The organism is Mycoplasmopsis edwardii, assembly GCF_900476105.1.
GTDB classification, from domain to species: domain Bacteria; phylum Bacillota_I; class Bacilli_A; order Mycoplasmatales; family Metamycoplasmataceae; genus Mycoplasmopsis; species Mycoplasmopsis edwardii.
The window spans coordinates 592,248-613,699 of record NZ_LS991951.1; the positions used below are offsets into that span (position 1 = coordinate 592,248).

The window sequence follows — 21,452 nt, forward strand, 5'->3', positions numbered from 1 at the left end:
CTCCTTTTTATGTTGCATCAGCACCTGAAACAATTTCTGTAATTTCTTGTGTAATAATTCCTTGACGTTCTCTATTGAATTCTAGTTTAAGTTCTTTAATTAAATCTGATGCATTGTTGGTTGCATTTTCCATGGCATTTCTTCTTGAAGCCATTTCTGAGATTTTTGAACTAAAACTTAATGAATATAGTGTACTAGTCAAAAATAAAGGAACTGAATTTAATAAAATAGTTTCAGCATCTGGGTCAAATTCTAAAATTTGACTTGCTTTTCTTTTGTTATTTTTTGGTTTGATTTCAAAAGGGAAAATTTTATTACAAATTGCCTCTTGAGTTAAGTTATTAATAAATTCTGTGTAAATTAAATTAAATTCACAAATTTTGTTTTCTAAATATAAATTTAAAGCTGTTTTGATAATAATTGAACTTAAATCATATGATAACTTATCACCAATGTTTGAATAAGATTTGATAATTTGATCTTTGAACTTACTTGCTCTAATTTGACCAATTCCTTTTGTACCAATAACAATAATTTTGTCTTCTTTTTCAATTTTTGATTCTAATAATTTAAAGATATTGTGATTATATGAACCACACAAACCTAAATCACTTGTAATAACAATAAATAATTTACTTTTAGCGCTGTTTTTTGGAAATATTGAGTTAAACTTACTTACCTCAATATTTTGCATTAAATTATCAAAAATTTCAGATAATGAATCTTGATAAGAAACAATGCTTAAGTATTCGTTTCTTAATCTTCTTAATTTAGAAGTAGAAACAAGTTCCATTGCGTTAGTGATTTTTTCAGTGTTTGAAACAACATTAATTCTGTTTTTCAAACTGTTTAAATTAGGCATCTTGGTTTCCTAAGTATTTTTTAGGTAATGGTTTGTATAATCTTGCATCGTAATTTGGAATAATAGCAATAATACCTTTAACAAAATCAACTAAATGGTTTTCAATTGTTTGATAATCTTCTGGAGAGATATTTCCATTAGCTTTGATTCTGTTAACAATATTAACACCAATATCATCACGAGTAGCTCACTCAATAATTTGATCTCTAAATGTAATAATTTTGTCAATTGGTAAAGGATTAATAATTCTTTCCTTAACACCAATTAAAATAATAGCTTGTATTGCTTGTGCGATTGGGAAGTATTGCTCTTGTTTTAAAAGTCTGTAAACTTTTGAACCATGGTCCAAAATTGATTTTGTTGAATCATCAAGATCAGAACCGAATTGAGCAAATGCTTGCATTTCATTGTATTGTGCAAGTTCTAATTTTAATGAACCTACAACTTGTTTCATTGCTTTAGTTTGTGCAGCTGATCCAACACGAGAAACTGAGAAACCTATATCAACAGCAGGTCTTTGACCTGAGTTGAATAAACTTTCTTTTGTAAAGATTTGTCCATCTGTAATTGAAATAACATTTGTTGGAATGTAGGCACTAATATCACCTTGTTGAGTTTCAATGATTGGTAAAGCTGTAATTGAACCTCCACCATATTGCTCATTCATTCTTGCGGCACGCTCTAAAAGTTGTGAGTGTAAGTAAAATACATCTCCAGGGTAAGCTTCACGACCAGGTGGTCTACGTAATAACAATGAAAGTGTTCTATAAGCAATAGCATGTTTTGATAGGTCATCATAAATAACTAAAACATCTTGCCCTTTTTTCATTCATTCTTCAGCAATTGTAACACCTGTATATGGAGCAATATATTGTTGAGGAGCTAATTCACTAGCACCAGCAACTACAACTGTTGTATATTCTAAAGCTTGTGTGTCTGAAAGTTTTTTAACAATTTGAGCAACTGTTGAATTTTTTTGTCCAATTGCTACATAAACACATTTAACATTTTTACCTTTTTGGTTAATAATAGTATCTATAGCGATAGCTGTTTTACCAGTTTGTCTATCACCAATAATTAATTCACGTTGACCTTTTCCGATTGGAATCATTGTGTCGATTGCTAAAATACCAGTTTCAAGTGGTTGATTAACTTCTTTTCTAGACATAACACCTGAAGCTGTTTTGAAGATTTCAGAATGTGTTTTTGTTTTAATTGGTCCTTTACCATCTATCGCAACACCTAAAGCATCAACAACACGTCCAAGCATTTCGTCACCAACTGGTACTGAGATAACTTGTCCTGTTCTTGAAACAGTATCACCTTCAGAAACTGAGAAAGCATCACCTAATAAAGCAATACCAACTGTCTCTTCTTCAAGGTTAAGTGCAATACCAAAAACATCTGTTCCAAAACTAACAACTTCACTATATTTAACTTTTTCGAGTCCTGAAACAATAGCGATACCATCACCTACTGAAACAACACGACCAATTTCTGAACGATCTACTTTTGAACCAATGTTTTTAATACGTTCTTTGATAATTTCAGAAATATCATCTAGTTTAATAGACATTAGACCTCCTCTTTTTTATAAATAATTTGATTTTTGATTTTTTCTAATTCTTTATCGTAATTAAGTTCTAAAACTTCTGTTCTTGAAACAATTTTGAATCCACTGATAAGTTTTTTATCAATGTGGTTTGTTATTTTAATTGTTCTTCTTGTTGTTCTTTGAAGTTTATCTTTAATTTGTTCTAATTGCTCTTCACTTAATGGGAAGGCCGAAACAACATCAATATAACGAATCTTTAATTCTCTATTTGATAGTTTTAAATATTCAATGATGATTTTCTTTAAAAAAGTAACTGCTTTTCTTTGTACAATAACTTTTAAGGTATTAATGATAATTCAATCAAAATCTTTAAAAGCTAAATCAATAGTTTCTAAACGATCACTTTCTAAAATGGTGTCGTTTTTTAAATAATCAATAAACTCTGGATTTGTATTGATTAATTCTTTAAGTAACTCAAACTCTGCTTGTAGTTTTTCAAATTTTTGTTCTTCTTGAACTAAATCGAAAATAGCAACAGCATATGCAGAAGCATGACTTTTTTGATACATTATAATTCCTCTACTGATTTTTCACTATTTAGATATTCTAAAATTAGTTCATCTTGAGTTTCTTTGCTAATTTCTCTTTTTAAGATTTTCTTAGCCATTTCAGTAGCAATTTCTACAACATATTTTTTAGATTTAAAATCAAATTGTGTTTGTTGATTTTTAATATCAAGTGCAGTTTCTTCTAAAAGACGTTTAGATTCAGTTTTAGCGTTTTGAACATAAACTTCTGATACTTTTTCAGCTTTAATTTTAGCTTGAGTAATAATTTGATCTGCTTGAGAATGTGCATTTTTTAAACTTGCATTTGCATCATTCAATCTTAAAATACTTTCTTCTTTGTTTTTTATTGAGTCATCAATGTTACTTTGAACAAAATCATGACGCTCTTTCATCATCTTTTTAATTGGCTTATACACAAAGTAAAATAAAAGTGTAAAAACAATTATAAAAGCGATAACTGTAGCAATCATTAAAGGAATACTTGGGAAAAGTCCTTTAAAAAGCTCTTCGAATCTTCCTCCAAATTGTTCGCTAATTCCCGAAGAACTTGAAGTGTTTTCATTTAAATAAGTAATCATAAGAAAACTTCCAACTATTTAACGAATAAGATTAAGAAAGCAATAAGTAATGCGTAGATCGCTGTAGTTTCAGCAATACCAGCACCAACAATAAGCATTGTACGAATTTTTGATTCTGCTTCTGGGTTTCTTCCTACAGCTTCACAAGCTTTACCAGCAGCATAACCTTGACCAACACCGGCTCCTAAAACACCAATTGCAGCAATACCAGCACCAATTGCTAATAAACCTGCTTTAGTATCAGTTGAATTTGTACTTGCAGCTGTTGTACTTGTAGTTGTCTCTTGTAATAAATTTGTAATTTCTGTAAACATATTTTTCTCCTTTAGTAAATTGATTCTACTTTTTTCTTTGTTCAATTTTTAAATGAAATTTTCTTGGTTGTTGAATTTGTTTTCTTAGTTTCTTCAACATCAGCTTCTGATACTCAGTATACCGATGTTAATAATGCAAATATAAATGCTTGTAATACTGAACCAAATACATCAAAATAAAAGTGTAAAAATGGGGTTAGTATTAAGGCAAAGAAGTATCAAGTTTGATCTGCAGATACAGAAAATGCTAATTGTCAAGCAAATCCTGACGCAACATAAGTAGCAGCTAAAATTGCTGATCCACCTATAATATTTCCATAAATCCTAAAACTTAATGAAATAATAATTGAAAGCTTACCAATTAATTCTGTTGGAATTAAAAGTTTTGCATAAAATCTTCATTTTGAATAAATACTTCCGATAAGCATAACTCCAAATCAAGTAAATATTGCAATAGTAAATGGGACTGAATAAGATGTAACTATAGGTTCAAAACCTAATAGAACTACTGAATTACCGATTAATAAAAAAGTTCCTAAAGCTAAGATATAAAACTTTGTTACCTTAAGTTTTTCTGGCCCAGCTACACTTTCGAAGTTTTTTTCAAAAGAACCTACATAAGCTTCAGCAATCTGGACGATTCCTTTTGGTGCTTTATCAGCTTTGGTTTTCTTAACTTTAAAGTAAATCACAAGCGAAAGAATAAAGACAATTAAAACCGTTATGATTAATGAAACTAATTGTGGTTGTCTTCAATCTCAAAGTGATTCTTTTAACTTATCCATAAACCCTCCTAAAAATATTTAATCTTTTGAACTTGTTTACCAAATTATGTAGCAATAATGCTAGGGCACTTAATGATAATGAAAATGAAAAAACAATAATATTAATTCTTCCATAAACTCAAGAAGTGTTTTTATCTACTAAATGTGTAATGTTAATTGCTCTAATTACAAAAAGTAAACTTATTAGTAAAATAAAAAAAAGCATCATCTTAAGCATCACAAAAATGAAGTAAAGCTTCTTTTTTGTATGCAATAACTTAAAGTAACTGAGTGCAGTTATTTTAAATAGTACATAAGATGTTAGTGATCCAATCGCAAATCCAAGAAAGAGGTTTAAGTTTATAAAACTTAAAAAAGCAAAGATAATTCCTATTACTAGAAAAAGTGTTCAAAAAGTTATTTCAAATGATTTTAATCACTTTGACATAAACTTAACTCCTTATCATTAATTTGCTATTATTATTTTATTACTTTTTTAGCCTTATAATAAAAAATATTTTTATTATTTGACCTAAAAAGTTATTGCCTTAAAATACTGTATAATATAGGTATGAATCAAATTACTTTAAGAAAAAAAGAAACTCAAATTCAACAATTAATTGCAAGCATTCTTAGTTATGATTTAACTAATGTTAATGTGGTTGATCCTGTTATTATGGATGTTAAATTATCTTCTGATTTAGGAGTTGTGAAAGTATATGTAACACTTGGCGGAAATGAACAAAAAGGGATTATTGCTTTAAATAATTCTGCTTCATATGTGAGAAAAGTATTGGCTAAATCATTAGACTGAAGAAAAGTTCCAGAAGTGAGATTTTACATTGATACAGTTAGCGAAACTGGATCAAAAATTGACCAGATTCTACGTCAATTAAGTGAAGAAAAATAATATGATAAGAAATAAGATAAGGTAGACATTTGCTTTATCTTATTTTTATTAAGAACCTTTTATAATATAATTAGATTATGAAAAAAATAGATGTAAAAATTGAAATTCAAAAGAATTCAAGAATTAAATATGAGTACAACAGAAAAACTAAAGAAATTGAAGTTGACAGAATTTTAAGAGGTGACTTTGTTTACCCATGTAACTATGGATTTATTCCTGAAGCATTAGATTGAGATGGTGATGAATTAGATGTTTTATTATATTCAGAAGAAACATTCCACCCTGGTGTTAAATTAAGCGCTAGAATTATTGGTGCTATGAAAATGATTGATGATGGTGAAACTGATACTAAATTAATCGCAGTTCATGCTGATGATTACAGATTAGATCACATTCAAAAATTAGAAGATTTACCAGCTCCATTTTTAGATACAGTTAAAACATTCTTTAGCACATACAAAAACTGAAAACGTCCTGGAATTACAGTAGTTTCTGGTTTTGAAGGTGTTGAGTACGCTAAAAAAGAATACGAAGAATGTGTTCATTTAATGCAAGAATACGGACACATGGATAAAAAAGACTTTATTGCAAAAATGCAAAAAGAACACCCTGAAAAATATACAGCTTAAGCTTTAATTTATACTCATTAATTATTATAAAACCTACTTACAAGAACTTTTAAGACTTGTACAAGTAGGTTTTGTTTTTAATTAAAAAATTCAGAATGAATCTGAATCTTTTTTTACTGTAATTCAATTGGTTTATCTACTAATTTTTTAGCTCTATCATCTTTGATGTTAGAGTTTCTTACGTTGTTGATTTCATCGTAGTATTTTTTCATTAAAGCTTCAATTTGAGCTGGATCGTCAATACCTTTAGCAGCTAATTCATTTTTAGCTAAACGATAAAATGTTTCTTTTAAAAGTGTTTCATTCATGGATAACTCCTTGAATAAATTATATTTCATTTCCCAAAAAATAAAATGATTCACAAATAAAAACTATGAAAATATTGCTAGACAAATTTAACAAAAAACAAGCATATTAAATATGCTTGTTAGAAATAATTTTTAATACTATAAAGCAATGTAAATAATTATGAATAAAATGAATAAACTTCCAAAAATAAAGGAATTTAAATGAAATACTCAATTACTCATTCTTGGTTTTTTTAGTCTTTCTTCATTTCTTCTTTTTAAATCTTTACGATATACTCTCCGCTCAGCCTCAGTCATCTTAAGCATTTTTCTCTCTTCGCGATATGAACCAACTGATGTTTTTGATTCTTTATATGATTTTGAAATTGAATTTCAAAATCCATATTTAAGTAAGAAGATAATTGTAAAAAGTAATGCTGTTGCTATTGAAGCAACTGATAAAAGACTAAAAGCTTCTTTTGTACTTGCGTTTGGATACTTTATGAAGTATGCAATTATAATTGTTAAAAATATAATTATTCCTAGTAAAAGGAAAAGGTAAAAATGTTTGTTTTTTAATTCAATGCTAATTTGTGAAATTAACTTTTTAATCATTTTGTTTTTTTACTCATTTATCAAATTGTGCTTTTGTTCCATAGATAAAATGATTGTTTTCTTCTGAAACTGCTTGAGTAAATGGAATGTTTGGATAATTTTGTTCTTGCATGTAAGCTAATTCAAATTTAACATCTTTGAATTTCTCATTTGCATTAGAAATTTTAGGAATAGCTTTGAATAAGTTAATTGTATATGGATGTAATGGGTTTTTGTAAATTTGAGTTGTATCACCAGATTCAACAATTTTACCAAGGTGCATAATTTGCACTCTATCAGCAATATATTCAATCATTGAAAGGTCATGAGCAATAAACACCATACCAATATTTTTTTGTAAACATAAGTCTTTAAGCAAGTTAACAACTTGAGCTTGGATTGAAATATCAAGTGATGCAATTGGTTCATCGGCTACAATAACTTTAGGTTGTGTAATTAAAGCTCTAGCAATAACAATTCTTTGACGTTGCCCACCTGAGAATTCATGTGGATAACGGTAGGCAAATTGTTTTAATAAACCAACATCTTCAAGACTCTTGTAAATTGTTGTTTTAATAAATAAGTTTTTAAGTCTTCATAACTTAATTGGTTTGTATGCGAACTCTAAAATAGTTTTTAGGTATTTATTTTGCTTTCTTGCTCATAAATCAAATTTAGATGTACCTAATAAAATATATGTGTTGTTTAAGTCTTTATTTAAGTATTTAAGTTCAATATCAAATGATGCAATACCTGTTAATTTATCATTAATATTTGTGTTGTAAACTTTTAAATCAACTTTTGCTTGTTTAAGCTCTTGTTGAAGTTTTGCAACTTGAGCAGCATTTTCATTTTTAGATTTAAGTTCTTTAATTTTCTTTTCTAAAACATTAAGATATGTTGTTTTGTAGTATTCATTGAATTTTTTATTTGTAATACTAAATAATTCATTGTTTGACTTTGAAAGTGTTCTAAGTTTTTTTCAATTTTCTATTTCTTTTTCAATTTCTTTATTTAATAACTTAATTCTTTCAGTGTATGAAGCAACATATTTAGCAATTTCTTGATCATTAACTTCTTTAGTTTTAAGAAGTTTTTCTTTCGCAATAGCCAATTCAGCTTTATTATCAATTGGTTTTTGGAAAAATTCTTTAACTTCTTGTTTGAAAGTGGTAAATAAGTTTTTAAAGTTATTAAATGCAAGTGTTTTAAAGTTTGTTTCTTTTTGATCTGAAATTTGTTCATATGAACTAAAATCAAATTGGTATTTTTCGTCTACAATTTTACTTAAGGCTTTTTTGTAAGTTCCTAAACTTGGAAACTCATTTACATCAACACTTAAATCGTTTTCAAAAATCGGAATTGATAAAATTTCTAATTCTTTAATTAAAGATTGTAATTCTTCAAATGAAAGATAGTTAATTTTTCTTTTATTTGATTTAAAGATTTTTTCAACTTTCTTGTTTAATAAATACAGTTTTAGCTTAAAACAATATACATCAATGTCATAGCTATTGAATGCTTCGTTTCTGTTTAATTTAGATTCATTTTTAAGTTCAATAATTAAGTTTTTAATTGAGTTTCTTGAAATCATATATTCTTCAAATCAATCCATTAAACTGTGTTTTAAGTTTCTAAATGCTTCTTTTCTTTGTGTTTTTAACTCATAGTATTTAGCAGTTTTCTTACTTAACCTTTTTTGTTTTAAGTATTCTGCTTTTGCGTTATCATAGTCAATCTCATCAAAATCAATATCACCTTTTTCAAGTCTTAATTTATGATCTTCATATAGGTTAATTAATTTATCTGTATTTGAATATAAGTCATTAATAATTGTTGAATTGTTTTTATTTTTTTCTTCTAAAAATGAGAAATATGAATTGAACTTATCATCATATGATGTTTCTTCATCTTCAAATGAAATATTTGAAAGAATGTTTCTTCATTTATCGCTAAAAGGTTTTGATAAAGAATTAGCTATTTTTAAGTTTTGCAATTTAAATTTTAAAACTGTTTCTAAGAATGTGTAGTGGAAGTGATCTTGCACTGATTCTCAGTTTTTATTAATTTCTTTAACTTTATTTTTAATAATTTTATTAACAATAAGTGGTTCTTTTAAGATTGAGAAAATTGTGTTTTGACCATTTAAAGCAGCCATTGGATCTTGGAAAATCATCTGAATATTTTTTCTCATGAATTTTCTTGTTTTTCTTGATATTTTTTTACCAGAGATTAATTTTCCATCCAATCTAACAAACCCATTAAAGTCATCATATAACCTTAAAAGAGAACGCCCAATTGTTGTTTTACCTGAACCTGATTCTCCAATTAAACCTACAATTTCACCTTCTTTAACATCAAATGTAACATCATCTACAGCTTTATTAACATGTCCTTTGTTAACAAAGAACTTTTTTAAGTTAGTAATTTCTAAAATTGTTTTTTTACTCATTGTCTTTAAAAACCTTTCTGAAGCTTTCTAATCTTGCTTCTAATTCTAGAGATAATGTTGCTTTTGGTGAATCTGGGTGTAATAATCATGATGCAGCTGCATGTGTTTTAGACACTTCAAATAATGGGGCTTCTTTTACAAAGTCAATTTCAAGTGCATAATCATTTCTCGGAGCAAAAGCATCACCTAATGGTAAGTTATTCATATCTGGTGGAGTACCTTTAATTGAATATAATCTATCTTCTTTATTTTCAGGAATAGCTGAAATTAAAGCCCATGTATAAGGGTGTTTTGGTTCTGTAAAAATGTCTTTTTTTGTTCCTCTTTCAACTATTTTACCTGCATACATTACGTAAATGTAATCACAGAACTTAGCAACAACTGAAATGTTGTGGCTGATTAAGATAATTGAAATATTCATTGTTTCTCTAATTTCGTCAAATAAAGCTAAAACTGATGCTTGAACTGTTGGGTCAAGTGCTGTTGTTGGTTCATCAGCAATAATTAAGCTTGGTTTTAAAGCTACAACCATTGTAATAACTACACGTTGTTTCATACCACCACTTAATGTGTGCGGGTACATATCAAATACTGCTTCTGAATTTCTGATTCCAAATTTGTCTAATAAACCTACTAAGTATTTTCTTTTTTCTGAGTATGGTTTTTTCTTTCAATCTTCGTTTTTGTTTAATGCATCTAAAAGTTGTTTTCCAATTTTTCTTGTTGGGTTTAATGATGTAAGTGGATCTTGAGGAATGTATCCAATTTTGTGTCCACGTACTTTTTGTCAAAATGATTCTTTTTTAGATTTTAATAAATCAATGTCTTCAATTTGCATTCTATCAGCTGTGATTAAAGAGTTTTCATTAATGTTTAAAAATGATTTCGAGGTAACTGATTTTCCTGAACCAGATTCACCTACGATACCTACAATTTGACCTTTACCAATTTTTAAGTCTACACCTCTAACAATATTTATGTACTTATTTCTTTTGATTTTAAAGCTTACTTTAAGATTTTTGACATCTAGTAATAGATCTTGGTTTTTTTCCATAAATATCTCCTATCTTGTTTTAATAACTTTTGGATCAAGTGCATCATGCACACCTAATGCAATAAAGTGAAGTGAAACTGAAATTGAAAGTAAAATTAATGATGGTAATAATAAGATTCAAACATTAGATATTGCTTCAGCAGGAGCTGAAGAAATAATTTTTCCTAAGTTCGCATTGTCTGATTTGAAGAAACCTAAGAAGGCAAGTGATGAAACTGAAAGAATGATTGATGGGATTGAAGCAACATAACTTGTTGCGATTTTTCCAATAATTGATGGTAAAGCATGTTTGTAAATTAACCTTGCTTTTGAAGCACCAATTGATTGTGATGCTGTGATGAATTCTGAGTCTTTAACTGTAATGATAAATAATCTTGTTCTACCTACTGAACCAACTCAACCAACAAAGATTAAAGCAAATCCTAAAGTTAAGTCTGTTGTTCCGAATAATGTAGCAAATAATAATAATCAAATTAATGTTGGTGGAGCTGAGAAAATATCAATTAAACGCATGATAACAGTATCAATTGTTGTACCGACATGGAAACCTAAATATGATCCAATTGCAACACCTATAATTGTTTGAATTGTGGCAACGATTAATGCTAATCTAATAGCTCTTCATGTTCCAATTCAACTTTGTGTTCAAACATCAATTCCTGTTTGTGTTGTACCTAAGAATGTTCTTAAATTAATTTGTGGGTTAGCTTTGATAGCTTCAGCATAGTATTTAGATGCTTCTGAAGCTGATATTGTTTCAGGAATTCCTGAGCTTCTTAAAATAATATTAACACTGTCTACTTCATGTCATTTATAAAAATCAATATATCTTTCACCATCAACAAATTCAATATATTCTGGTTTATTGAATTCGACTCATAAATATCCGCCATAGTAATTTCTATCACTTCATTTTGTGGCGTTACTTACAAAGTCATTATCATTTAAAACTAATTTTAAGTTAATTTTACCAGCTCATTTAGTTGGTAAAGACTTGACAAATGATGAACCTGATTCAGTTGTGTGACCTGCTTTATCACCAATTAAATTAAATTGGATTGTTTGGTCAACTCCTTTATCAGCACTATATGGTGAGTATGTTGTAACAACAATTGATGTTATGAAAACAATTAAGAATACAATTAAGAATAAAACTGATGGTCAACTCATAAAGAATCTTTTAAAGATTTCGATTACAAGTTTTTTTGGTTTACCAGCAACGTTAGCAAAGTTGTTTGTTTTAGGAGCAAAATTAAATGGATTTTCGATACTATCAATATTGATTTTGTATTTTTTGTTAAATTCCTTTGATGTCATTTTGTCCTCCTTTTGCTTTTCTTAATTTAAATTCTTGATTTCTTTTATATGATCTAACGAACATATTGAAGTAACTAAATCCTGATTTAGATGAATATTTAATTCTAGGATCTAAGATCGTATATGATACGTCAACTACAATTGTAGTCATGATTCCTAAGAATGTGAAGAACACAGTATTGAACATAATAATGTTAATTTCACCTTTAGGGAATGATTGCGCAATAATTTGTGAAGTACCTGGGATTGATCAATATGTTTCAATAACAATTCCCCCTGTTAATAATCCAATGTATGAAGGGATCAATAAAGCAGCTAATGGAATTGAAATATTTCTTAAAACATATTTGAAGAAAATTTCTGATGTACTTAATCCTTTTGATTTAGCAATAAGTACATAATTTGATGTAAGAACTGTAATAACTTGGTTACGTGTATATGTGATGTATGAAGATAATGATCCTAATACAACGATTAAAATTGGTGGTAATCAAGATAGTACAATTTGCCCTGTTGAATAAACTTGTGAACTTTGTGAACTAAATGGGTTAATAAAACTTGGAATTACATTTAGTTTAAGTAAGATTGAGATTAAAATAGGTGCAATAATGAATGATGGAAGTGCAATAAAGATAAGTGAGAACATATTGATACCTGCATCAAATAATGTTCCTCTTTTGTATCCTGCAATAATTCCTAATGTAATTCCTAGTGCCGCACTGATAAAGAAGGCAGGCACTGTGATGATAACTGAGAATTTAAGATATTTGAAGAATAATTCTGAAATTGATTTAGTTTGTGTTATTGTGAAGATATTTGAGTCATAAGGAATACCAAATGGGTTTTCTTTATTTGTGAATATATCAGATAATCAATATCAAAATCTAACAAATGGACTTATTTTGTATGTTGTTCATACATCTTTGTATTGATCATATTTACCTTCTCAATTTGATGGTAAAAAGTGATACTTAACAGAGTCATCAAAAAGTTTTCTTAATAATTCTTTTGTAGATTGTGAATTACCTTCTTGTGCAGCACCATGCGCTTTTTCAACGAATGGATTAATTGAAAATTGTGCTGTTAAAACATAAACAACAAAAATAATAATTAATAGCGTTAAAATAGCAAAACCGATACGCTGTAGAATATATTTAAGCATCTTTTTCCTTTCCTTTATTAAAACAAGAAACAATTAACCCTAAAGTTAATTGTATTTGTTATATTATTTTTTCACTAAGAATGATGAGTAATCATCAAATGGTAAATCTGTTTCTGGAACGATGTAGTTAGGGTTAACTAATCTGTTTGAAATAGCTTCTTGTAATACACCTAAGTGTGGGTTCACAAGTAATCCAACTAAGTTTGTTGCTTCTGAAGTTAATTTGATTAAATCTTCTTTTGAAAGCGCATTTTGTGCGTTTGTGTTTAATCATAATAAGAATTGTGAAGATAAATCACCTGCTGATATGTAGTTTGTTGAATCTGAATTTGAATCAATTTCTACTAATTCAATTTGTCCATTTTCTGTACCTTCTTTAACTTTATAATTACCTAAGTAATCTGAAAAGTCATATAAGTATTTATTAGCTAATTTTCCTCATACATCAAGTGGGATAGATAATTTTAAGTTGTTTTCTGTGATGTATTGTTGTAATTTTTCAGCAGCTTTAACCAATGTAGGGTAAGCTAAAGCTAATTTTGCTTTGTAAGCTTCATCTGTTGCAATTGTAGCTAAAACTGGAAGTAATTGGAAGTTTCATGATTTCCCATCTAATGAAGCGTTAATTAATTCATAGTCGGCTGATCATCCAACAATTTTTGTTGGAGCTGGGTTATTAATGTAGTAACTTAATAATTGTTCTCTATCTTTAATAATTGAATATTTTACTTCAAATTTTTCTGGGTAAAGTGAGTTTAATACTGCTACTTGTTGTTCGGCTGCTAAAGCAACTTTTGCATTTAAGTTAATGAATCTTGATAAAACTGTGATAACAATTTTTGAGTTTTTTGGATCACTTGCTAAATCTGAGTTATTTTCATAGAATTCATCAACAAGTTTTTTGAAACGAGCTTTTAAGACATCGTAAGCTGCAGATTTATATTTATCTTTAGCTTGTTTTCCAACTGTATCATTTTCACTTTGTCATAATTCTGATCCTAAGTTTCCACCTAAGTCAAGTCTTTGATTTGTTTCTTTAGCAACGACGAATAATTCATTCATTGCATCAACATTTTGTCTTGGTGTGTTTCCTTGGATTGTTGGAGAGTTTTCGATTTTAAGATCTGGAGCAGCACCTGATAATCATGCATAAACTTGTTCTGGTGAAGAAGCTTCTTTAGCTGAATGATCTCAGTTAATAACTGCTGTTAAAATGTTTCTAAATTCAGCAGCTGCACCTGTTGTTGCATGTTTTAATGTGTTTTGAGCTCTACCTGCTTTAACATCAGCTAATGAGGCACCTCAAACTAATCTTGTATATGCATCATTTACGTATTCTGCTGTATCTTTTGGATTATGTGCACTATTTGGAACTAATGAACCAAAGAAGTATCCTACTGTATTTTTTGTTTGTCTTGATTGGGTTTTAGTTAAACCAAAAACATCTTTTTTACTTTTAATTAATGATTGTGTTTTTGGATCAAGTTGAGAGAATGAAATTGCTGCTGTTGTTCCGGCTTTGAATGAGTTAAAGTCTTCAACTTTAAATGCACCTGCTTCAACTGTTTGAGTTTTGTAAACTGATTCAATAACTTTAATTCTTGCTGGATTATTAGCATATTCCTGATCAATGTAATTTTCATTTAATAATCATTTTTCTGATAATTCATTAGCATTATATCCTTTGTAGTAGTATCTACCAGCATATAATGTAGCATTGTTTGTTAATCCATATCAGTAAATTCCTGTTTGTTTTGTTAAACCATTTGCAGCACTAATTTTTTCTTTAACACTTGCTTCTTCAGATTCGTTTGCTAAAGCAAATCCCTTTAATGAAGCAAGGTCATTATTTTTCTCGTCAATGTATTGACTTGGTGCAGGAACAAATTCATAGTTTCCGTATAAAATTCCTTTAAAGAATTCTGAGAATGAGACGTCTTTCGAAGCATCTTTTTTGTTAAATACTAAGTAGTTTTTACCATCTTCATTTTTAATAAATTCATCTTCTTTAATTAATTTATCAAAATCAATGTTGTAAAGGTTGTATAAGTATTTATTTGTATATGTTGCTTCTTTTTTATACATTGATTCACTATTAGGAATAATTGATTTTGCAGCTGTATCAAGTTCAGCATTTCCTCCATTATTTCAACGGTAAGCTGTGTCATTTGATAAGTATGTTCTTAAAATTCCATAGTAGAAGTCTCTAGCGACAACATTGTATTTTGTTTTTTTTCCGTTAGCATCAATTCAGTGTGAAGATTCATCAACTTCAATTTTGACTGATGAAGCTTTATCTAAGTTTTTAAAGAATTCTGGGTGGTTGATTGATTTTACATCACTACTTGTTAACGGAACAACTGATGATGGATAGTATTTTCCATCGATTGTTGGACCACCTAATGGATCAACTTTATCATTGTCATAAACAATTTCTTGTCCATTTACTACTATTTTAATAGCTTTTGCATATTCTAATTTTCATTTACTTGTTGATGGTTTTGTTACATATGTTTTTGTAACTTGATCAATTTTATTTTCAGCAAGTTCCACTTGTTCATGGAATTCTGCTTTTCCTTCTGGTTCATATCTGAATAATAATCCTAATGTTGTGATTTCTGGTCCAGCAGTTCATGAACCTGATGAGAATGATGTGTCTGTTTGTCCTCTTCTTAATTGGAAGATTGAGTTATATCTAATTGGGTAGATACCTTCTTTAGCATAGCTTCCAAATGTACTTGTTACTTCGCTTTGTTGACTTGGTGAACAAGATAAAACTGCTAAAGGTAATGCAGCAGAAGCTAAAAAGCTTCCTAATAATAAAAATTTTCTTTTCATGTTTTGTCCTTTATTTATTTTTGTTTTTTGTCTTTAAATATTTGTTTTCCTAATTTAATTCATTCTTTAATTAAATCATCAAGGTATTTGAAACCTTCATCATAAAAGTTATCGTTTTCTAAATCAACTCCAACTTTTTTAAGTATTTCAATTGGGTAATCATTACCACCGGCACTCAAGAAGTTTTTGATGTAATTATCTAATGCTTCTTTTCCATATTTTTTATATTGCTTAAAGAAGTAGATGGCAACTAATTGACCTATTGCATATTTATATACATAAAATCCATAGTAATAATGTGGTACATAAATTGCTTGGATTGTATCTTTTACTGAGTATTTAATATTATTTTTTAAAGTATATTTTTTAGCATTTTCAAAGTATAACTTACTAATTGAGTCATAACTTGAATTTGCACTTCCATCTTGGATTGCTTTATATAAATCATATTCATAATTTGATCACATAACTTGTTTTAAAACAGTTCCGTTAAATCCACTTATGATACTATCTAAGATGTTAAATTTAAGTTTGTTATTATTTGAGTTTTTAAGTAGGTAGTCAAATAACATTAATTCATTGAAGATTGAAGCAATTTCAGCTAAGAAAATTGGGTAACTTGCATTATTGATATCATTATGTTTATCTGAATAATACGAGTGCATTGAGTGACCTAATTCATGTGCTAATGTTTCTACACTTCTTAAACTTCCGTCAAAATTCATCAAGATGTACTTTTTATCAATTCCGTAAGTTCCACCGATACTATAAGCACCTCCACGCTTAGTTTTAGTACTCATATAATCGACTCAATTTTCTGTTAATGCTTTGTTAATTTGGTTTGAGTATTCTTCTCCAAATGGTTTTAAAGCTTCTCGTACTAAGTCATTCATTTCTTCAACACTGTAAGTACTTTTAACTTTAACAAGTTCTCTAGATGAATCTCATTCTTGCATTTTGCTTCCAAAACGCATATTGTAAAACTTCTTGTAAGTATCAACATATTTCTTAACAATTGATTTTGAACTCGCCACTTTATTAAATAACTTTTGTAAGATTTCATCAGTTACTTTATCATCAAATGTTAACATATGAACAGCTGAATCATATTTTCTGACTTTAGCAGTTGTTACAATTTGATTAAAATGTTGATATAGTAATTCAGCAAATGAATCTTTATGTTTAATATATCCATCTCAGAAATTCTTATAAGCTTGCTTTCTGACACTTTCGTCTTCTGATTTTAATAACTTAGTTCTATTTACTTTATTTAGTTTAATTTTTTTACCATTTTTAAGCGTTACATAACCAAAATCTAGTTCGCTATTACTTAAAATACTAAAAATTGTATGTGGATCTGGGTTACCAATAGAAGTTTCTAATAAATAGTTTTCAACTTTATCATCAAGCTTATGTTCTCAACTAGCAATTAAGTCTTCAATATCTCTTTTATATAACTTAAGTCTTGGATCTTCTTTTCAAAGTTTCATTTTTTCAATATTTGCAAAGAATCTATTTGTTTCTGAACCAAATTCTGTGCTTAAGTTATGAGCAATTAATTCAAAATCCTTATTTAGTTTAATGAATTCAGCATTAACTAAATCTGTATTTTGGTTATTAGAAATATAATTATCAATTTTATTACCAATTAATTCTTGTTCTTCAGATAATTTAATATCAACTAAATATTCTTCAATTGAATTGAACTTAGAATCTTTGATTTGAATTCTTTGTTTCATAACATTTTGATAGTCATTAATTCAATCTTGGATGCTCTTTCCTTTTAATATGTCATTAAGATCTCATTTATATTGAGATGGTACATCTTTATGATTTTTATATTGTTTAATATCCATATTCCTCCTAAAAAATAAAAAAGTTCTGTAGACTACAAATCTACAAAACTTTTATAACTATATTTATAATAATTTATAATAATAAATATTTAATTATTAAAGAGATGTAAATCTATAGCACCAATGGTTTTAACCAAAGAGTAGAAATCTTTTATGTTTTTCTACCAATACTTAAAATCGCCATTTTAAGTATTTCGGCTCTTATGCCCTTTCAATATTCTACGCATGCCTGCTAAAATATTTACTATTGCTAAAAGCTCCTCTATAGAACTATTCATAACAGATTTCTAATTAATCTGTTATGAATAACTTTAGAACAGATTAATATTAAAAGAAACGAATGTTGGTAATAAACATCGCACGAATAATATTAATAAAAATCATGTTCTTTCTGTTTTTCATGGACAAATTATAACATAAACATTAGATGTAAAAAATATTTTTTATTTTAATCAAGTCGATAATTCAAAAACCATGCAACTAATTTGCATGGTTTTTGAATTACTTTTTAAAATCTAATAATTGTTCTCTATAGTATTCATATTGTTTTGTAATTAATACAATTTCTTTTGGTAAACCATCTTTAATACTTGTAGCTAAAGTTGAGAATTTATCTAGTACAGAAACAATATATTCTTGAGTTTTAATTGGTGGGACTAAAATATTCATATGTAAAACTTCATACATATTAGGGTGTTGAATGGTTGCACCATGGAAAAATGACTTAATTAAATTAATTTTATTTAACATAAAATATTAAAGAAATTTTTGTTCAAGTTTTAGTGGATGTGTGCTGAAATTTTATGGAAGCAGATGAACCAAGAATTTTTATAAATGATAATGGTGAAGAAGCTTATGACAACCATGATAATGAGTGTTATGAAGAAATGTTAAGTGAAACATTTCGCAAAGCACATGACATTATAAAAGAAAAAAACCAATAATTAATAGACAAAAAGAATATTTGAGCTAGAAAGTATTCTTTTTTATATCTTGGGTAATATGTTAATAAATATTATTAACAATTTATACCTACTTTGAGAGTCATTTTATAAATGTCTTTTTTAATATATAATATAAATTATGAAAAAAATAACTAGTTTTTTTGACTTTAAAACAACTGAGATGAGGATTGCAGAAAAATCTTTAAAAAAGATTAATAAGCTTGAAAAATTCGTTGTTCAATTATCAGATGAAGATTTAAAATCTAAAACTAAATTCTTTAAAGATCTTTTGAAAGAAGGTTACACTTTAGAAGATATTAGAGAAGATGTTTTTGCAGTAGCTCGTGAAGCAACAAAAAGAGTTTTAGGCAAAAGACCATACGATGTACAAATGCTAGGCGGTTTATTACTTGACCTTGGTTCAGTTGCTGAAATGAAAACTGGAGAAGGTAAAACTATTACTTCTATTGCTCCTGTTTATCTTAACGCTTTATTAGGTAAAGGTGCTATTGTTTCTACAGTTAATGAATACTTAACTGAACGTGATGCAAAAGAAATGGGGGAAGTATTTAACTTCCTCGGTTTAAGTGTAGGTGTTAATAAAGCTCAAATGGATCCAAACAACAAAAGAGCCGCATATGCTTGTGATATTACTTATTCGGTTCACTCTGAACTTGGTTTTGACTACCTTAGAGATAACATGGTTAAAACTAAAGAAGAAAAAGTACAACGTGGTTTACAATTCTGTTTAATTGATGAGGTTGACTCAATTTTAATTGATGAAGCCAAAACACCTTTAATCATCTCTGGTGGTGAGCAAGAAGACAGCAATGCATATTTTACTGCTGATCAGTTTGTTAGAACTTTATCACACACTGATTATATTATTGATGAAGAAACTAAAGCAATTGCATTAACTCACTCAGGTATTCAAAAAGGTAATCACTGATTCAATACACACAATATTTACAATATCGAAAATAGTGAATGAATTCATTTAGTTCAAAACTCTTTAAGAGCACACAAAATCATGAAAATCGATGTTGAATATATTGTTCGTGATGGAAAAATAGAACTTGTTGATACTTTCACAGGTCGTATAATGGATGGTCGTAGTTATTCTGAAGGATTACAACAAGCTATCCAAGCTAAGGAAAGTATTGAAATCGAACCTGAAACAAAAACATTAGCAACAATTACATACCAAAACTTCTTTAGGATGTTTAAAAAACTTTGTGGTATGACCGGAACAGGTAAAACTGAAGAGCAAGAGTTCGTTGATATTTACAATATGAGGGTTAATGTAGTCCCTACTAATAAACCAATTGCCAGAGTTGATGAACCAGATGCAATTTTTGTTAATGCTGAAGATAAATGAAACGCAGTTGCAGATAAAGTTGCAGAACTTTATGCTAAAGGGCAGCCAGTTTTATTAGGAACTTCACAAATTGAAGATTCGGAAATTGCTCACAAATTATTGCTTAAAAGAGGAATTCCACATACAGTTTTAAATGCTAAACAAAATGCTTCAGAAGCTGAAATTATTTCGAAAGCAGGTTTAGTAAAAGCGGTTACTATTGCTACAAACATGGCTGGGCGTGGAACAGACATTAAACCAACACCAGAAGCAATTGCTTTGGGCGGTTTATATGTTTTAGGAACAGATAAGGCTGAATCTCGTCGTATTGATAATCAGCTTCGTGGTCGTTCAGGTCGTCAAGGTGATGTTGGGACAAGTAAATTCTTTGTTTCACTAGATGACCAACTAATGAAACGTTTTGGTGGTCAATCACATGAACAATTTAAAGAAGCTTATGCTGATGAAGCAGGTAAAGAAATTGCTGGTAAAACAATTAGACTTCAATTCAATCATGCACAGAGAAAAATTGAAGGATTTAACTATGACTCTAGAAAATCAGTTTTAAGTTATGATGATGTTATTAGACAACAACGTGATTTAATTTATGCACAACGTGATTTAATTTTAAGTTCAAAAAATGTTGACTTTATCTTAAGAAGAATGTTCATGTCTGCAGCTAGATCAATAGTTAGAAATGGTGAGTACATTTTACATAACAATTACAACTATGATGCATTAGTTGAATTCTTAAACAAAAATATCGGTTCATTAGTTTCTTATAAATTTGATATTAATGAAATTGCCAAGGTCCATGAAAGTGATTTACCAGAATATGTAGCTCACATTATTCTTTCACTATATGTAGAATGAACTAAAAACGTACAAGAAAACAATCAATATATTTCGGAAACTGAATTAGTTTCATTCAAAAAAAATATTATTTTAGATGTTTTAGACAGAAAATGACAAATCCAAATCAATAGAATGGATAAATTACGTTCAAATGTTAACTTAGTACAATATTCACAAAAAAATCCTTACCAAGTTTATACAGAAGAAGGAACAAAATTATTTGAATCAATGTTAGATGACATTGCCTATGAAGTTATGATCTCTATTTTCAAAGATAGAAGAGGAAGAAAATCATTGATCACAAAAGAAATGAAAAATGATCCTTTATTCCAAAACATTGTTAATACAAATGTTATTGATAACACAATGCAAATTGATGAAATTGAAAAGCTTTTAGTTGAAAAATACCAAAATATTAAAAGAAGAGTTCAAGAAATCATGAAAGAAGAAGAGGAAAAGAAAAAAAATAATATTAATGAAAATAGTTTATAATTTTGGAATATTCTTAAAAATAAATTATAATTATTACACTTAGAAAACCTTCAAGGAGTTTTA

At 28.3% G+C, this 21,452-nt stretch carries 19 protein-coding genes and 1 riboswitch; of the genes, 4 read left to right on the forward strand and 15 right to left on the reverse strand.

All coding sequences use genetic code 4. From position 1 onward, the window contains the following. Positions 1-7: 7 nt before the first annotated feature. The 6 genes from atpG to D2846_RS02535 are packed head-to-tail and all read right to left on the reverse strand — an operon-like array spanning position 8 to position 4,663. Positions 8-862, reverse strand: a complete 855-nt coding sequence (gene atpG / locus D2846_RS02510) for an ATP synthase F1 subunit gamma (protein ID WP_117275516.1) — start codon at positions 860-862, stop codon at positions 8-10. Continuing rightward, the gene (gene atpA, locus D2846_RS02515) at positions 855-2,438 is read right to left on the reverse strand and encodes a F0F1 ATP synthase subunit alpha (RefSeq protein ID WP_117275518.1); all 1,584 of its coding nucleotides are present in this window, start codon (positions 2,436-2,438) and stop codon (positions 855-857) included. The genes atpG and atpA overlap by 8 nt, the downstream gene beginning before the upstream one ends. Next, on the reverse strand, positions 2,438-2,986 hold the full coding sequence (gene atpH, locus D2846_RS02520) for an ATP synthase F1 subunit delta (RefSeq protein ID WP_117275520.1): 549 nt from the start codon (positions 2,984-2,986) through the stop codon (positions 2,438-2,440). The genes atpA and atpH overlap by 1 nt, the downstream gene beginning before the upstream one ends. Beyond that, complete coding sequence (atpF, locus tag D2846_RS02525; protein ID WP_223211507.1) at positions 2,986-3,564, reverse strand: F0F1 ATP synthase subunit B; 579 nt, start codon at positions 3,562-3,564, stop codon at positions 2,986-2,988. The genes atpH and atpF overlap by 1 nt, the downstream gene beginning before the upstream one ends. Before the next feature lie 14 nt (positions 3,565-3,578). Beyond that, positions 3,579-3,878 (reverse strand): ATP synthase F0 subunit C, encoded by a 300-nt coding sequence (gene atpE, locus D2846_RS02530; RefSeq protein WP_117275522.1) that lies wholly within the window; start codon positions 3,876-3,878, stop codon positions 3,579-3,581. 11 nt (positions 3,879-3,889) lie between these two features. Further along, the gene (locus tag D2846_RS02535) at positions 3,890-4,663 is read right to left on the reverse strand and encodes a F0F1 ATP synthase subunit A (protein WP_117275524.1); all 774 of its coding nucleotides are present in this window, start codon (positions 4,661-4,663) and stop codon (positions 3,890-3,892) included. A gap of 550 nt (positions 4,664-5,213) precedes the next feature. Here D2846_RS02535 and rbfA point away from each other — a divergent pair. Both rbfA and D2846_RS02550 read left to right on the forward strand, forming a co-directional pair. After that, positions 5,214-5,552 (forward strand): 30S ribosome-binding factor RbfA, encoded by a 339-nt coding sequence (rbfA, locus tag D2846_RS02545; protein ID WP_117275528.1) that lies wholly within the window; start codon positions 5,214-5,216, stop codon positions 5,550-5,552. A gap of 77 nt (positions 5,553-5,629) precedes the next feature. After that, positions 5,630-6,181: an inorganic diphosphatase gene (locus tag D2846_RS02550; protein WP_117275530.1), complete on the forward strand. Its 552-nt coding sequence runs from the start codon at positions 5,630-5,632 to the stop codon at positions 6,179-6,181. Between the two features lie 113 nt (positions 6,182-6,294). Here the strand turns inward: D2846_RS02550 and D2846_RS02555 are convergent, their stop codons facing one another. From D2846_RS02555 to D2846_RS02595, 9 genes are all read right to left on the reverse strand, one after another. Continuing rightward, positions 6,295-6,489 carry a hypothetical protein gene (locus D2846_RS02555; protein ID WP_117275532.1) on the reverse strand — a complete coding sequence of 65 codons (195 nt, stop codon included), beginning with the start codon at positions 6,487-6,489 and terminating at the stop codon, positions 6,295-6,297. Positions 6,490-6,627: 138 nt separating this feature from the next. Next, positions 6,628-7,083 (reverse strand): hypothetical protein, encoded by a 456-nt coding sequence (locus D2846_RS02560; protein ID WP_117275534.1) that lies wholly within the window; start codon positions 7,081-7,083, stop codon positions 6,628-6,630. Then, complete coding sequence (locus tag D2846_RS02565) at positions 7,076-9,514, reverse strand: ATP-binding cassette domain-containing protein (RefSeq protein ID WP_117275536.1); 2,439 nt, start codon at positions 9,512-9,514, stop codon at positions 7,076-7,078. The genes D2846_RS02560 and D2846_RS02565 overlap by 8 nt, the downstream gene beginning before the upstream one ends. Then, positions 9,507-10,568 carry an ABC transporter ATP-binding protein gene (locus D2846_RS02570; protein ID WP_117275538.1) on the reverse strand — a complete coding sequence of 354 codons (1,062 nt, stop codon included), beginning with the start codon at positions 10,566-10,568 and terminating at the stop codon, positions 9,507-9,509. The genes D2846_RS02565 and D2846_RS02570 overlap by 8 nt, the downstream gene beginning before the upstream one ends. 9 nt (positions 10,569-10,577) lie before the next feature. Next, the gene (locus tag D2846_RS02575) at positions 10,578-11,885 is read right to left on the reverse strand and encodes an ABC transporter permease (protein WP_117275540.1); all 1,308 of its coding nucleotides are present in this window, start codon (positions 11,883-11,885) and stop codon (positions 10,578-10,580) included. After that, positions 11,866-13,047 carry an ABC transporter permease gene (locus tag D2846_RS02580; protein WP_117275542.1) on the reverse strand — a complete coding sequence of 394 codons (1,182 nt, stop codon included), beginning with the start codon at positions 13,045-13,047 and terminating at the stop codon, positions 11,866-11,868. Before D2846_RS02580 ends, D2846_RS02575 begins: the two co-directional genes overlap by 20 nt. 63 nt (positions 13,048-13,110) lie before the next feature. Beyond that, positions 13,111-15,885, reverse strand: coding sequence for an OppA family ABC transporter substrate-binding lipoprotein (locus D2846_RS02585; protein ID WP_117275544.1), 2,775 nt, complete (start codon positions 15,883-15,885; stop codon positions 13,111-13,113). A gap of 14 nt (positions 15,886-15,899) precedes the next feature. Beyond that, complete coding sequence (gene pepF / locus D2846_RS02590) at positions 15,900-17,741, reverse strand: oligoendopeptidase F (RefSeq protein WP_117275547.1); 1,842 nt, start codon at positions 17,739-17,741, stop codon at positions 15,900-15,902. Positions 17,742-17,848: 107 nt separating this feature from the next. Further along, a riboswitch (Lysine riboswitch) is annotated at positions 17,849-18,014 on the reverse strand. 228 nt (positions 18,015-18,242) lie between these two features. Next, on the reverse strand, positions 18,243-18,491 hold the full coding sequence (locus D2846_RS02595; RefSeq protein ID WP_117275549.1) for a restriction endonuclease subunit S: 249 nt from the start codon (positions 18,489-18,491) through the stop codon (positions 18,243-18,245). Between the two features lie 53 nt (positions 18,492-18,544). Between D2846_RS02595 and D2846_RS03545 the strand changes: the two genes are divergently transcribed. Both D2846_RS03545 and secA read left to right on the forward strand, forming a co-directional pair. Continuing rightward, the gene (locus D2846_RS03545) at positions 18,545-18,685 is read left to right on the forward strand and encodes a hypothetical protein (RefSeq protein ID WP_170128426.1); all 141 of its coding nucleotides are present in this window, start codon (positions 18,545-18,547) and stop codon (positions 18,683-18,685) included. A 139-nt stretch (positions 18,686-18,824) separates the two neighbouring features. Continuing rightward, positions 18,825-21,389, forward strand: coding sequence for a preprotein translocase subunit SecA (gene secA, locus D2846_RS02600; RefSeq protein WP_117275551.1), 2,565 nt, complete (start codon positions 18,825-18,827; stop codon positions 21,387-21,389). The last annotated feature ends 63 nt before the right edge of the window (positions 21,390-21,452 follow it).